The sequence below is a fragment of the Streptomyces odonnellii genome, from assembly GCF_000981895.1.
GTDB lineage: Bacteria > Actinomycetota > Actinomycetes > Streptomycetales > Streptomycetaceae > Streptomyces > Streptomyces odonnellii.
On record NZ_LATD01000358.1, the window covers coordinates 1 to 13,903 of the forward strand.

Annotated in this window: 12 protein-coding genes; 7 read left to right on the forward strand and 5 right to left on the reverse strand. The window is 71.2% G+C overall.

All coding sequences use genetic code 11. The features are described 5' to 3' along the window. Nucleotides 1-91: 91 nt before the first annotated feature. The 3 genes from WH07_RS29305 (at nucleotide 92) to WH07_RS29315 (ending at nucleotide 3,579) form a co-directional block, all read left to right on the forward strand. Nucleotides 92-1,513 carry a sensor histidine kinase gene (locus WH07_RS29305; protein ID WP_232789099.1) on the forward strand — a complete coding sequence of 474 codons (1,422 nt, stop codon included), beginning with the start codon at nucleotides 92-94 and terminating at the stop codon, nucleotides 1,511-1,513. 79 nt (nucleotides 1,514-1,592) lie between these two features. Further along, entirely contained in the window at nucleotides 1,593-2,264 is a 672-nt protein-coding gene (locus WH07_RS29310) for a response regulator transcription factor (protein WP_046506487.1), read from the forward strand. A gap of 145 nt (nucleotides 2,265-2,409) precedes the next feature. Further along, entirely contained in the window at nucleotides 2,410-3,579 is a 1,170-nt protein-coding gene (locus tag WH07_RS29315) for a CPBP family intramembrane glutamic endopeptidase (protein ID WP_232789100.1), read from the forward strand. A 57-nt stretch (nucleotides 3,580-3,636) separates the two neighbouring features. Here WH07_RS29315 and WH07_RS29320 read toward each other — a convergent pair whose 3' ends face one another. Continuing rightward, nucleotides 3,637-4,005, reverse strand: a complete 369-nt coding sequence (locus tag WH07_RS29320; protein ID WP_046506468.1) for a VOC family protein — start codon at nucleotides 4,003-4,005, stop codon at nucleotides 3,637-3,639. Nucleotides 4,006-4,067: 62 nt separating this feature from the next. Here WH07_RS29320 and WH07_RS29325 point away from each other — a divergent pair, with 62 nt between their 5' ends. Further along, entirely contained in the window at nucleotides 4,068-4,526 is a 459-nt protein-coding gene (locus WH07_RS29325; protein WP_046506471.1) for a MarR family winged helix-turn-helix transcriptional regulator, read from the forward strand. Nucleotides 4,527-4,641: 115 nt separating this feature from the next. Here WH07_RS29325 and WH07_RS29330 read toward each other — a convergent pair whose 3' ends face one another. Then, nucleotides 4,642-5,916 (reverse strand): CehA/McbA family metallohydrolase, encoded by a 1,275-nt coding sequence (locus WH07_RS29330; protein WP_046506473.1) that lies wholly within the window; start codon nucleotides 5,914-5,916, stop codon nucleotides 4,642-4,644. A gap of 355 nt (nucleotides 5,917-6,271) precedes the next feature. Here WH07_RS29330 and WH07_RS29335 point away from each other — a divergent pair, with 355 nt between their 5' ends. Both WH07_RS29335 and WH07_RS29340 read left to right on the forward strand, forming a co-directional pair. Continuing rightward, nucleotides 6,272-8,596, forward strand: a complete 2,325-nt coding sequence (locus tag WH07_RS29335) for an esterase-like activity of phytase family protein (RefSeq protein ID WP_046506476.1) — start codon at nucleotides 6,272-6,274, stop codon at nucleotides 8,594-8,596. Between the two features lie 380 nt (nucleotides 8,597-8,976). Further along, on the forward strand, nucleotides 8,977-10,308 hold the full coding sequence (locus tag WH07_RS29340) for a hypothetical protein (RefSeq protein WP_046506479.1): 1,332 nt from the start codon (nucleotides 8,977-8,979) through the stop codon (nucleotides 10,306-10,308). A 147-nt stretch (nucleotides 10,309-10,455) separates the two neighbouring features. On the opposite strand, the gene WH07_RS29345 is transcribed toward WH07_RS29340, so the two are convergent. From WH07_RS29345 to WH07_RS42015, 3 genes are all read right to left on the reverse strand, one after another. After that, nucleotides 10,456-11,172: a PH domain-containing protein gene (locus tag WH07_RS29345; protein WP_079023653.1), complete on the reverse strand. Its 717-nt coding sequence runs from the start codon at nucleotides 11,170-11,172 to the stop codon at nucleotides 10,456-10,458. Nucleotides 11,173-11,208: 36 nt separating this feature from the next. Next, nucleotides 11,209-12,711: a transcriptional regulator gene (locus tag WH07_RS29350; protein WP_046506483.1), complete on the reverse strand. Its 1,503-nt coding sequence runs from the start codon at nucleotides 12,709-12,711 to the stop codon at nucleotides 11,209-11,211. 232 nt (nucleotides 12,712-12,943) lie between these two features. Beyond that, nucleotides 12,944-13,414, reverse strand: coding sequence for a hypothetical protein (locus WH07_RS42015; RefSeq protein ID WP_332836382.1), 471 nt, complete (start codon nucleotides 13,412-13,414; stop codon nucleotides 12,944-12,946). A gap of 4 nt (nucleotides 13,415-13,418) precedes the next feature. On the opposite strand from WH07_RS42015, the gene WH07_RS42020 reads away from it, so the two are divergent. Continuing rightward, nucleotides 13,419-13,781 carry a DUF4232 domain-containing protein gene (locus WH07_RS42020; RefSeq protein ID WP_332836383.1) on the forward strand — a complete coding sequence of 121 codons (363 nt, stop codon included), beginning with the start codon at nucleotides 13,419-13,421 and terminating at the stop codon, nucleotides 13,779-13,781. The last annotated feature ends 122 nt before the right edge of the window (nucleotides 13,782-13,903 follow it).

Genomic DNA, 13,903 nt, shown 5'->3' on the forward strand with positions numbered 1-13,903 from the left:
GGCCCAGCCCCTCCGAGCCGTACTTCCCGACCCCTGGGCCCACGGCGAACGCCCGTACGCCTAAGGTCGTTCGCGACCAGAGGGAGAGCGCATGGCAGGGCGGATGGCGACGCAGCAGGACACCGCAGCGGCGGCCGGCGCCGGAGCCGCAGCCGGGACCGCAGCCGGGACCGGGACCGCAGCCGGGACCGGGGCCGACGCCGGAGCCGGGACTGCGGCCAGGGCCGGGACCGGAGCCGGGACCGCCTCGGCCGGGACCGGCGCCGCAGCCGCGCCCGATGGCCTCAAAGACACCGCCGTACGCACGCTCAGAGCCTCCGGCGCCGCGCTCGGACAGCTCGCCGGCGGGCTCGGTACGGCCGCCATGTCACTCGGCGTCCTGTTCCTGCTGGCGGTGACGGCCGTGGCCTCACTCGTCGGCGTGGGCCTGCTCCTGGCGCCGCTCGTGCTGCGCGCGCTGCACGCCCTGGCCGGCCGGGAGCGCGCGCGGCTCGCCCGCCGGGGCCCCGAAGTCATCGCCCCGGAACCCCCGCCCACACGACTGCGGTTCGCACTCGTCGACCCCACCACCCGCCGGGAACTGCGCTGGCTGTGTCGGCACGCCACTTCGGGGCTGCTCCTGGGGCTGCTCGGCGTACTGCTGCCGGTCATGGCCGTACGCGACACGGCCTTTCCGCTGTACTGGCGGCTGATGCCCCGGAACGCGACCGCCACGTCCCTCGGTTTCGGCTCCGCGCACTCCTGGCCGGACGCCCTCGCCGTGACCCTGCTCGGTGTGGGCTGGATCGCCATCATCCTGGGTCTGGCCCCCGGTATGGCACGGCTTCAGGCGGGCCCCGGACGGCGTCTCCTCGCGGCGGGCCCCGACACCGACCTGTCGCTCCGCGTCGCGGAACTGACCGCCACCCGCGCCGCCGCCCTGGACGCCCACGCCACCGAACTGCGCCGTATCGAGCGCGCGCTCCACGACGGCACACAGAACAGGCTCGTCTCCGTCACCGTCCTGCTCGGCGCCGCCCGTCGCCAGATGGCCCGCGATCCGTCGCGCGCCGACGAAATCCTCGAACGTGCCCAGTCCGCCGCCGAACAGGCGCTGGCCGAACTGCGCAGCGTCTCGCGCAGCATCCTGCCTCCGGTCCTGGACGACCGCGGGCTGGCCGGGGCTCTCTCCGGGCTGGCCGCGAACTGCGCGGTGCCGTGCCGTATCGACGTCGACGTACCCGAACGGTGCGCCGCCTCCGTCGAGGCGACCACCTATTTCGTCGTGGCGGAAGCCCTGACGAACATCGCCAAGCACAGTGCCGCTTCCCGGGCCACCGTGACCGTACGGGCCCGCGGCGGACGTCTCCGGCTGACCGTCACCGACGACGGCCGCGGCGGCGCGGACGAGGACGGCGGCTCGGGCCTCACCGGCATCCGCCGCCGTGTCGCGGCACACGACGGCACGCTCCGCCTGGCCAGCCCGCCCGGCGGCCCGACAACCCTTGAAGTGGAACTTCCCTGTGGAACGTGACCTGCCCGTGGACCGTGACCTGGCTGTCGACCGTGACCTGGTTGTGGATCGTGACCTGGCTGTGGACGCCGGCTCGCCCGTGGCCCGTGAACCGCGGGTCGTCATAGCCGAGGACGACCCGTTGCTGCGCGAGGGGCTCGCCCTGCTGCTGCGCGCGGAGTCGCTCGACGTGGTGGCCACGGCAGGCACCCCCGACGGGGCGCTGGACGCCATCGACGCGCACAAGCCCGACATCGCCATCTTCGACGTACGGATGCCGCCCACGCACACCGACGAGGGCATCCGCGCGGCCGTCGAGGCCCGGCGCCGCCGCCCCGATCTGGCCGTCCTCGTGCTGTCCGCGTACGTGGAGCAGAGCTTCGCCACCGAGCTGCTCACCGGCGGGGTCGGCGGCCTCGGCTATCTGCTCAAGGAACGGGTGGGCCGGGTGGAGGAGTTCCTCGACGCACTGCACCGCGTGGCGTCCGGCGGCACCGCCATCGACCCCGAGGTCGTCGCCCAGCTCTTCACCCGCTCCCGCCAGGACACCCGCCTCGAACGTCTGAGTCCGCGCGAGCGCGACGTACTCGCCCTGATGGCCGAGGGACTGGGCAACAGCGCCATCGCCGGCCGGCTCGTCGTCACGGACGGCGCGGTCCACAAGCACATCCGCAGCATCTTCGCCAAGCTCGACCTGTCCCCGGCCGACCAGGTCGACCGGCGGGTGGCGGCAGTCCTGCGCTATCTGGAGGACGCCAGGCGCCGGGCGTAGTACGGGGGTTACGGGGGTACGGGATGGCGCAGCCGGGTGGTACAGCCTGCTGTACCGCCACTTGGGGCGCGCACGGCAATGATCCGCGGACACGGCGCTGATGTGCTGAACACGTCACATCAGCCCCGTCCGAAGGGACACCGCGGTGAACATCCAAGCCCCCGCCGGCAACGAGCCCCACCCGTCCGGCACGCACCGGCACAACGCCGTTACGAGTCGGCACAACGCCGGTACGAGCCGGGAGGACACCGGTACGAGCCGGGCGGACCAGCTCCGTACGGGCCAGGACGACCGGGTCCGTACGAGCCTCGAAGACCCGCGCCGAGAAGCGGACCCGGGCCCCTCCCGCCTGCGGGACGGCGAGGGCAACTCCTCCGGCCTGCCGCCCCGCGAGGGCAATTCGTCGCGCCTGCCGACCCGCGAGGACAACTCCTCCGGCCTGCGGGCCGCCCCCCGTCGCCGCCCTCTGACCTGGTTCTTCTCGCTGGCCTTCGCGCTGAGCTGGCTCGCCTGGACCCCGTACGTACTGTCCGAGAACGGCCTCGGCGTCTGGCACTTCGCCTTCCCCGCGATCGGCGGCACCACCCAGCTCCTGGGCGTCCTGCCCGGCGCCTACCTCGGCCCGATCGTGTCGGCGCTCCTGGTCACCGGGATGACCGAGGGACGCGGGGGGCTGCGGGCCTGGCGCGGCCGGATGACGAAGTTCGGAGTCGGCTGGCGCTGGTACCTCGTGGTCCTCCTCTCGGTGCCCGTCGCGCTGACCCTCGCCACGGCCGCGCTGACCGGCCGGAGCCCCGTACCGCCGTCCGTCGCCGTGCTCGCCGCGTACCTGCCCGGCCTGCTGCTCCAGATGATCACCACCGGCCTCGCGGAGGAGCCCGGCTGGCGCGAGTTCGCGATGCCGCGCATGCAGCGCCGTTACGGTCCTGTCGCCGCCACCCTCGTCGTCGGCGTCCTCTGGGGCGTCTGGCATCTGCCGCTGTTCCTGACCGAGTGGGGCGGCTGGCCGGATGTGGACGCGACCAAGCCGCTGGAGTTCGTCGTCACCGCGATCGCCTTCAGCTCCGTGATGACCTGGGTCTTCAACCGTTCAGGCGAGAGCATGCCGCTGGTCATGCTGCTGCACACCAGCATCAACAACTTCTTCTCGCTGGCGTGGACGGGCATGTTCCCCTCGCTCTCCTCCGCCGACGGCACCCACGCGTTCCTGCTCGCGTCCATCGCGGCTGCCCTCATCCTCCTGGCGACCACCCGGGGCCGCCTCGGCCTCCCCGAGCCCGCAGAGCCCCTGGAGACGTCCCGGGCCCACGTATGACGACGTGAACGCCGAGTCCGCGAGAGGACCGGTGATCGTCCGGTGGCGTTCGGCCGATCAAGCGCGGTCGTGGAGAGTGACCTGGTAGCCGTCGGGGTCGGCGAAGGTGAATGTCCGGCCGAAGGGGCCGTCGATCGGTGCGGAGACGATGGTGTGACCGTCGGCGACGAGAGCATCGTGGATGGCCTGGACGTCGGTGGCGTGGAGCCAGATCGCGGCACCGATGCCGGGCTGGGCAACGGATGCGAGATCGGTGCCGGGAAGGACGTCGCGGAGTGCGAACGCGATCGGCTTCGTCTCGAAGACGACGGCGTGCGGAGGTCCGGCCTGCGAGCGGACGAGGCCGAGGTACTGCTCGTAGAACGCCTGCGAAGCGTCGAGGTCGCGCACCTGGAGCGAGACGAAGTCGGGGCCGGTGGCGGGCATGATGATGCTCCTTCTCTCCGTGTCAGATTCCTGACACGGGCAATGTATGTCAGAATTCTGACATGAGTCAAAACGGTGTCGGCGTCGACCTGGAGACATCGCTGGGCTACCTGCTGAAAGAGGCTTCGAGCGCCCTGCGCGTAGCCATGGAGGAGGTGCTGCGGCCGCTCGGGATGAGCGTGACGCACTACTCCTGCCTCGAACTGCTCGCTCAACGGCCGGGCTTGTCGAACTCCGAGCTCGCGCGTGGCGCGTTCGTGACACGGCAGTCGATGAACGTGCTGCTCCAGGCCCTGGAGCGAGACGGCTACGTGACCAGGCCCGCGGAGGCGCCCGTCGGGAAGGTTCTTCCCGCACGGCTCACGTCTCGCGGCCGACGGAGCCTGGAGAAGGCGACCGTGGCGGTCCGGTCCGTCGAGGTCAGAATGCTGGCCGGCATGACCGAGGCCGAGCAGTCGGACGCGTTCCGGATCCTGCAGAGCATGATTCATTCCCTGCGCGACGGCGACGACGGTGCATAAGCGCCGCTTCCAACCGTGAAGCCTCGGGCGTCCTTCAGGTGGGCGAGTGCGTGCGGGCCCGGCCATAGCGCGACCGCGTCGCCGCGGCCGTGAGTCCCCGGCCGCCAGGGCGCCGTCAGGGCTGGAGCCACCACGGGCTGGAGTACGCCACGCCCAGGTCGTTGCAGGGGTGGCCCGCCGGGCCCGGCTGCCCGTTCGGCAGCGAAGGATCGGAGATCCGTAGCACGACCCACGCACCGTCCTCGACATCGAGCGGGACGGTGAACTCGACCAGGCTGCCGGACGTGGTCCCGATGACGTCGGCCACGTCCGGCGCGTCCGTACCGGGGCGCAGCACCTGGACGTTGAGGGGCTTGCCCGCCCACTCGGGACCGCGGTCGAGGTCCACGGCGAACCGTACGTCGCCGGACGCGAGCGGCACCACACCGCCCATCCGCACCGCGTTCGCGGTCGCGTCGAGGCGCAGGCCCGAGAAGCGGCTCGCGAAGAAGCGGCGGGCGCGCAGCGCTTCGAGCACACCGGCGCGGGTGTTCTCGGTGACCCAGAGCCCGGCGCGGCCCACGCCCTCGGGGTGGCCCCACTCGGTCCCGTGATGGTCGCTCACACCGGTGACACCGGTGCGCCAGCCGGCGTTGAGGCAGGCGTTGAGGTGCGAGGACCCGTGGTCCGCCCAGCCGTCGAAGAGATAGTCGTCGCCGCGGTTGAACATCTCGACGCTGACCATCTTCTCGCGCGCCGCGGCCACGTACGCGAAGTCGTTGAAGCGTCCGGCCTCGCGGCCCGGGTGGTTGAAGCCCGCGACCCCGTTCCGGCTGCCGAGCCAGTTGTAGAGCGAGTTCATCGACGCGGCACCGCCGAGATCGACGAACTGGTCCGTGAACCACACGTTGGCGTGGCCGAGGAGCGGGTTGGACCACTCGAAGCCGCGGATCGCGGTGTACGCGCCCGGGTCGTCCGCGGCGTCCGCGAGCTGGCGGGTACGGTCCCACTCGCTCTGGGACAGACCGCTGATGCCGAAGAGGGTGGTGTGGTCGGTGAGCGCCGCCACGTCGAGCCCGGCGTCGCGCATGGAGGCGAACGCGAGGGCGGGGTCGCCGTCGCCGTCCGACATCAGTGTGTGGTTGTGCAGATCGGCATGGACGAGCTGGGTGCCCTGGGTGACCAGGGAGGTGCGGGACGCTCCGGCCCGGGGCGCGGGCGCGGTGCCCGACGCGGTACGGGTGGCCGCCGCGTACGCGGTGCCGGGTACGGCGGCGGCGATCAGCAGACCGCCCGCGGCGGCGAGGAGGGAGCGACGGCTCGGCTGGGGTCCGTGGCCGTGGCTGTGGCTGTGGGTGTGGGTGTGGGGGTTGGAGTGCGCGTGCGCTGTGTCAGCGTGGTGTCCACTCATGGTGACCAGTTGAGCGAATTGTCAGGAGCATGACCGGAATGCGGGGTGCCCGAGGGGTGAACGTTGCGCGCCCGCGCGGGGGTTCGGCCTCCCGCCGTACGAGGACGGTCCGACCGCGGTACGGCATCACCGGGACGGTCCGGTCCTCGGTACGAGACTGGTCCGGCCCTCGGCGCGAGACGAGTTCGGTCCTCGGTACGAGACCGGTCCGGCCCTCGGCGCGAGACGAGTTCGGCCCTCGGTCGGAGACCGGGCCGCGTCGCTCGCCTTCGTCGGGCGTTCACCCGGAAGCCGCTCCGTACTCGCTCTCCGGTGAAACGATCCTGCTCCGTCACTGTCGTGCAACGGAGAAACGATGCCCCCAAAGAGAACCTACGCCGCGCTCGTAGCCGTAGCCGTCACCGCCGGCATGCTGGCCGGCACGGGCGCGGCGAGCGCACACCAGAACGCGGCGAGCGCGCACCACGAACAGCGCCGGCCGGTCGCCTTCGACCGCACCGCCACCTACCCGGTCTTCCAGAACCGGCCGGCCGGCGAGGACCCGGCCTCCGCGACCGTCGCCGAGATCTCGGCGACCAGTGAGGACGGCCGTACCCTCGTCTACACCGACGCGGCGGCCCGGCGGATCGGCTTCCTGGACATCAGCGACCCGAACCGGCCGAAGGGGCTCGGAACGCTGTCGCTGACCGAACTCGGCGACGCCGAGGACGAGCCGACCTCGGTGGCCGTGGTCGGCAAGTACGTCCTGGTGGTGGTGAACACCAGCGCCTCGTACACCGAACCGTCCGGCCGGCTCGACGTCATCTCGCTGCGCGACCGCAAGCGGGTGGCGACCTACGACCTCGGCGGCCAGCCCGACTCCATCGCGATCAGCAAGGACCAGCGGTACGCCGCCATCGCGATCGAGAACGAGCGTGACGAGGAGGCGACCCCGCCCGGCCGCGAGGAGGGCGACCTGCCCCAGCTTCCGGCCGGCTTCGTGCAGATCGTCGACCTCAAGGGCGACACGCCGAAGCAGTGGCGCACCCGTGCCGTGCCGCTGACCCAGTCGAACGGCCGGGCGCTGCCCGCCCTGGTTGCCGCCGGGATCACCGAGCCGACCGACCCGGAGCCGGAGTACGTCTCCATCAACAGCCGCAACCAGCTCGCGGTGACGCTCCAGGAGAACAACGGCGTCGTCATGCTGGATCTGCCGACGGGCAGGATCACCAAGGCGTTCAGCGCCGGTACGGCGTCGGTCAGCGGCATCGACACGGTCGAGGACGGCAATATCGACCTGACCGGCTCGATCACCGACGTGCCGCGCGAGCCCGACTCGGTCGGCTGGGTCGACGACCGCTATCTGGCGACCGCCAACGAGGGCGACTGGCACGGCGGCACCCGGGGCTGGTCCGTCTTCGACAGCCGCACCGGCAAGGTCGTCTGGGACGCGGGCAACAGCTTCGAGACGCTCGCCGTACGCCACGGGCTGCACAACGAGGACCGCGCCGAGAACAAGGGCACCGAGCCGGAAGGCCTGGCGATCGCCGAGTTCGACGGCGTGCGCTATGCCTTCGTCGGCTCGGAGCGGAGCAACTTCGTCGCCGTGTACGACATGAGCCGGCCGACCGCCCCGGTCTTCCGCCAGGTGCTGGCCACCACCAACGGTCCCGAGGGCCTGCTGCCCATCCCGTCGCGCGACCTGCTCGCCGTCTCCAGCGAGGAGGACGACGCCTCGGTCAACGTGCGGGCCTCGGTGAGCCTCTTCCGTCTGGGCAAGGGCGCTCCCGCGTTCCCGACCATCGTCTCGGCGGCGGACTCCACCGGCGCGCCGATCGGCTGGGGCGCGCTCGGCGCTCTCTCCGCCGTACCCGGCAAGCCGCACCAGCTCTACAGCGTCACCGACGCGGCGTACTCCACCACGAAGATCCTGACCATCGACGCGGCGCGGCAGCCGGCGGTCATCACCCGGGCGCTGACCGTCAAGGACGCCGACGGCCGGCCGGTCGGCTATGACGCGGAGGGGATCCACGCCCGTCCGCAGGGCGGCTTCTGGCTCGCGGTGGAAGGTGCGAAGGGCGCGGACAACAAGCTCGTACGGCTCGACAGCACGGGCCGTACCCAGCAGGTCGTACCGCTGTCGGCGGACGTCGCCGCGGGCCTCGGCGGACAGGGCTTCGAGGGCGTCACCGCGACCACCGACCGCAACGGCCGCGAGGTGGTCTGGGCCACGCTTCAGCGCGAGGTCAAGACCGACCCGGCCGGTGTCGTCCGGCTCGGCCGCTACGACGTCACGTCCGGCACCTGGAGCTGGTACGGCTACCGCATCGGCAGCACCACCACCCCGGGCGACTGGATCGGCCTCTCCGAGATCACCGCGGTCGGCGACAAGCTCGCCGTCATCGAGCGCGACAAGCTGAACGGCCCGGCCGCCAAGATCAAGCGGATCTACACGGTCGACCTGCCGAAGTCCGCGGCCCCGTCGGGCTCGCTGCCCGTACTGCCGAAGAAGCTGGCGCACGACGTGCTCCCCGACCTGCGCGCCACGAACGGCTGGACGCAGGAGAAGCTCGAAGGCATGACCGTGGCCGGCGACGGCCAGGTCTACGCCATCACCGACAACGACGGCCTGGACAACTCCACGGGCGAGACGGTCTTCCTCCCGCTCGGCTCCAGCAAGAAGATCTTCGGCCGCCACTGATCCTCCGCTGCGCTCATCGAGCAGCGAGCAGTGAATACCGAACAGCGAGCAGCGAATACCGAAGCCCCGGGCCACTGGCCCGGGGCTTTTTCATCCACCATGCCGACACGAACAGTCGGCTCCCGGCACATCTCCGTAAAGTGACATGGATCATAAAATTGGTCCGTACAGGGAAAGCAACTATCCACTTATGGGGCAATTGCCCTGCGTGTGAGAGCGGTGGGCCGTACTCGTCACCCGCCCAATGTGCTTCCGGCAATGGCGTTTTCGGTCATACGATCACCGGCGAAGGCCCTGCGTGATGCTGCCGCAGCGGCCGCCTCAGCATTTTTTTCGAAGCCGCTTTTCGTAGCTGTTTTCCGGACCCGCGAAGGACTCTGTTGAAGATTCGCCGCACTCTTGCCACGGCCGTCGTCGCCGCCGTGACCACCCCCGTCGTCCTGCTCTCCGTCACCCCCGCGCTCGCCGACGCCGATTCGTCCGTCGCGTCGCAGGCGCAGCAGCGGAGCGAGCAGGACAAGCCCTCGATCGAGGAACTCGAAGAGGCCGCCGAGAAGGCGCAGAAGGCGTACGACGACGCCGTTGCCGCGGAGAAGGCCGGGCGGGCCGTCGTCGACGCCGCCCTCGCCGACGACGCGCCCCTCGCCGTCGCCGCGAAGGCCGCCCGTGAGGAGGCGGCCGACGCCGCCACCGCCAAGGCGAACGCCGACACGGCGCTCGCCGACGCCAGGGCCGCGCTCGCCGCGCTGCCCGAGACCGCCACCGCCGAGGAGAAGGCGGCCGCGGAGAAGGCCGTCACCGACGCCGAGACCGCTGCCCGGTCGGCGGAGGACGCCAAGGCCACCGCCGACGCGAAGGCCGCGACGGCCGCCGATGCCCGCGAAGACGCCCGCGTCGCCGCCGTTCGGGAGTACTCCAAGCTCCAGAACGCCGTGAAAGAGGCGCTCAAGGCGAAGGAGGCCGCCGACAAGGCGCTCGCCGACGCTCGGGACGAGGCGGAGCCGGACGAGCCGGGGTGCGTCTTCGAGAGCAAGCTCCGCACGGTCGTCACCGGCCTGCCGTCCAAGATCGTCGCGGGCTCGACGACGAACTTCTCGCTCCGCGTGACCAACGGCACGGACAAGACGCTGGACGAGGTCACCCCGTTCGTCTACTTCCACGCGACGGACAAGAGCGGCTACAACGTCATCGACGACGCCTTCCATCTCCAGTGGTCGACCACCGCGTCCCCGGCCTGGAAGAACGTCCAAAAGGGCGGTCGCGCGGGCTCCATCAGCCCGCTGAAGGCCGGCGCCCACGCCGATGTGAAGCTGCGCCTGAAGGTCGACGCCAAGGCCCCGGCCGGGCACGGCCTCGCCTTTGTCGCCGGTGACTACATCAACGACGACGAGTCCTGCGGCGGCAACCTCTCCACCGAGTACGCCTTCGAACTCCTCGCCGCCGGCAGCGTCCCCGGCGACGTCGACGACGCCGAGCCCGGCAAGACCACGCCGGGGACCCCGGACAACAAGCCGCAGGGCACCACGTCCACGACACCGGTGAACACCGCGAACTCCGCCGACACCGCCGACTCCGCGGCCACCGGCTCGCTCGCCAGCACCGGCTCCCCCTCGGCCCTCCCGCAGTTCGCCGCGGCGGCCGGCGCGGCGGTGGCTCTCGGCGCCGTCGCGGTCTTCGTCGTACGCCGCCGCAAGGCCGACTCCGCCGCCTGACGACCCGTACCCGTACCCGTAACCGAGACGGGAGCCCCGCCGAGTCGCTCCACTGCTTGGCGGGGCGCGTCGTCCTCGGCCGGACGGCCCTGATGTCCTGCTGATGTTTCGTTGATGTCCGGGTGAGGTTTCGCCGGGGGAGTCAACTCACTCCGCTGGACGGTTCCTTCGGTAGGAGATCCACGCCGTGATTCCGAAGACGGCCACCCAGCCGCCGCCCAGGACGGCAAAGGGATCCAGCACCGACTGTGCCCACTCGGGGAATTCGACGAAGACGGGAAGCAGCGCCAACGCCATCAGAGGCAGCAACGCGAACATCGAGCAGCCGATGCCCGACATCAGCGCCTGCCGGCGGGCCTGGCCACGGGCGGCGTTCATCGCCGCGGTCGCGTCGGCCGCCCAGCCCTCGCCGCGCAGTTCCTCCCAGATCTCGTTGAGCAGACGGACCTCCCGCGCGACATCGACATGGAGGTCGTCGACGTAGGGGAGCAGCCGGCGTCTGCCGTCGTCGCCGTACGCGTAGGTGATCGTGGACGGCACGTTGCTCTGTGTGCGAGCGCCCGGGTTGGGCGCGGCGTGGATCCCCTGGATCTCCTCCCAGGCCATCCGGTACCGGCGGAGAAAACCACGGACCTCGATGCCCTTCAGGTCGGCCGTAGTGGCCAACTGCCGTGCCCTGTGGATGATCCAGCTCATGAAACCCACCATGAACAGGGTCACCGATACGGAGACCCGGTCCGGAAAGTCCCCGACGAACCACACCGACAGCACGGCGCCCGGGACGGCCAGGCCCGAACTCACGATCAGAGCGGTGGTCCTGCCGGGCCGCATCCTGTATTCACGTGGCAATTCGTGCGTGCTCATGCCCTCACCCCCGCGTCGTCCCGGGATCTCAGGATCTCAGCCGGGAATCTCAGGACTCGACTCGTCCCGGCCCCACTCGGAGTAACCGGGCGGATAGGTGTACGCGGGCCGCCCCGCGTTCCCGCTCGTACGGAAGGGCTTGCCCTTGTCGTCGAGGCGTACGGTGCCGTGCCGGTCGCCGCTCGACCAGTCCAGCTCCAGATACCAGCTCACATTGCTCGCCCGCGCGTCGGCGAAGATGTAGAAGACCTCGGGATCGGACTCGCTCACCTTGTACGGGAAGTCGCGCTGCCCGGCCCTGGGGGAGAGCGCGGGCCGACCGGCATCGAGGTCCACGCCGAACGATGTCGTACCCACGCCACCACCGCACCCGACGCCCATCGCGAAGTCGTTCCAGGCGAGCGGAGCGCTCTTCCCCGCCACCCGTACATGCAGTGCCTCCAGGACGACCGTCGCCTTCCCGGTGCCCTGCACGGTCAGCGCGAGCATCTGCTGCCCGGCGGCGACCCCGCCGAGAGCGCTGACCCATCCGCGGGCGTCCGGCTCGGCGGGCGGCGGAGGCACCTGTTCGGGCTGCTGGTCGACCAGGTAGTGCTGGCTGCACTGGTTTTCCCACTTGTACGGATTGACGGCGACCGTGGGCGCGGTGGCGCCGTCCTGTGAGCTGTCCCCGGAGCCGGAGCCCGAACCATTGTCCGCCGCCTGGGACTCTCCGCTCCGGGCAGGGGCGGCGGGGGCGGAGCCGGAAGCCGCCGGACTGCCGCTGCGCGAGGCGGACATGGACGGCGAGGCCGACCCTCCCTTCGCGTCGGCCGGTTCGGAGGCGTGCGGACTGCTGCCGACGGACTCGGCGGCGGCCCCCGCGGACTGCTTCCCGCTCCGGTCGTCAGGGCCCTTGTCGGGTACGAGATTCACCACGAGCGCGGCCGCGGCGACGGCGGCGACCACGGCGGTGGCGGCCAGGACGACGGTACGCCGACGGCGTACCGGGGGAGTTCCGGCCGGGGACGCCCGCTGGACCTCGGGAACGTCTGCGTCTGCGTCTGTGGCTTCGGGCCCGGTTGCCGTTTCGGATCCGGCTGCCGTGCCGGATCCGGTTACGGCTGCGGCTTCGAACCCGGCTGTGGCTGTGGCTTCGGACCGGGCTGTGGCTTCTGAGCCGACCGTCCCGGCTGCTGTTCCGGAGCCGGGCGCGGCTTCTGCTACGGCTGCCGCTTCGTCGGAGCCGACTGTCCCGGGCACGGCTCCCGCCGTTCGTACCGGTGGTGCCTCCTCAGCCGGGGCCTTGACCGCCTTCTGCCCGCGCAGTGCATCCGCGAGAATCCACCGCCGGTGCAGCTCGACCAGTTCCTCTGGCGTCGCCTTGCACACCCGGGCGAACCGCTCCACGGGCGCGTAGTCCGTCGGCACGGCGTCCCCGTTGACGTACCGGTGAAGTGTGGACGCACTCATGTGCAGCCGCTTCCCGAGTACCCCGTAACTGAGCCCGGACCGCTCCTTCAACCGGCCCAACAGCTCCGAGAACTCGTCCCCCGCCACTGTCCCTCCCTCTCTTCACGTCCCGCACGGTCCGCTTCACGTCCCGGACGGCCATTCCAGGCGGAGGTCATTCCCCCAGCTCAGAGCAGTTGCAAGCGTTCCAGCATCCCGGATGTCCCGGCAGTTGTGGCGGCCGGGACGGATCGCCGCACAAGCTCAGGTCATCCAAGCACGCCGCTCCCGGCACCCGGTCGAGCGGCCCGTGCACAAGACCCGTACCGCACCTGGGGGATCACATGTCCGCACGTATCAACCGCACCCGCATGCTCGCCGCAGCCGCACTCACGGTCGCCACTCTGGCGCTGACGGCGTGCAGCAACGGAGAGGGCACCCGCGACGAGGGCGCCGCGGCGCTGTCCGCGTCCACCGAGTCCATCTCGCCGGCCGCGGCCACCTCGTCGACCTCGTCCGACTCGTCGTCCACGGCGTCCGGCACGCCTTCGCCCGCGGCGGGCGGGGGGACGTTCACGGCGACGGGCCGGTCCGACTCCGCGGCCTCGGCCCGCTCCGCCGACTCGGCCCAGTCCGCGGCCTCGGCTGCCAAGGGCTCGGCGGGCGGCGCGGCCTCGGCGGGCAGCGCAGCCTCGACGGCCGGCGCAGCCGGTTCGAAGGGGAAGACGAGCGCCTCGGGTGCCACGGGCTCGGGCGCCTCGAAGTCCGTCCTCAACCCCTGCCTCACCACCTCCACGAGGACGACCGCCACGGTGGTGTCCCGCCCGCTGAACCACCTCCTTCTCACCGTCACCAACACCGGCTCGAAGAACTGTCACCTCGTCGGCTACCCGGCCGTCCGGTTCGGCGAGGCCCAGTCCGTCCCGCCGGTCATCGAGGACTCCAAGCCACAGGCCGTGGTCACGCTGGCCCCCGGCGAGTCGGGCTACGCGGGCGTCCTTCTCTCGGCGGCGGACGGCAGCGGCTCCAACGGCTACACGGCCAAGTACCTTGAGGTCTACTTCGGCAAGAGCCCGAGCCCCGCCAGACCGACGCTGCCCAAGAAGGGCGTGTACGTCGACAGCTCGCTCAGCGTCACGTACTGGCAGGCGGACATGGCCGACGCCTTGACCTGGTGACGCGCGGGCTCCGGGTGACGCGCGGGCTCCCCGCTCACCGGAAGCTCACTGCGACCACGCCTCAGCCGGGACCGGCCACGCTGATCCCGGGACCGGCTGAGGTGATCGCGTCGGTGGACAAA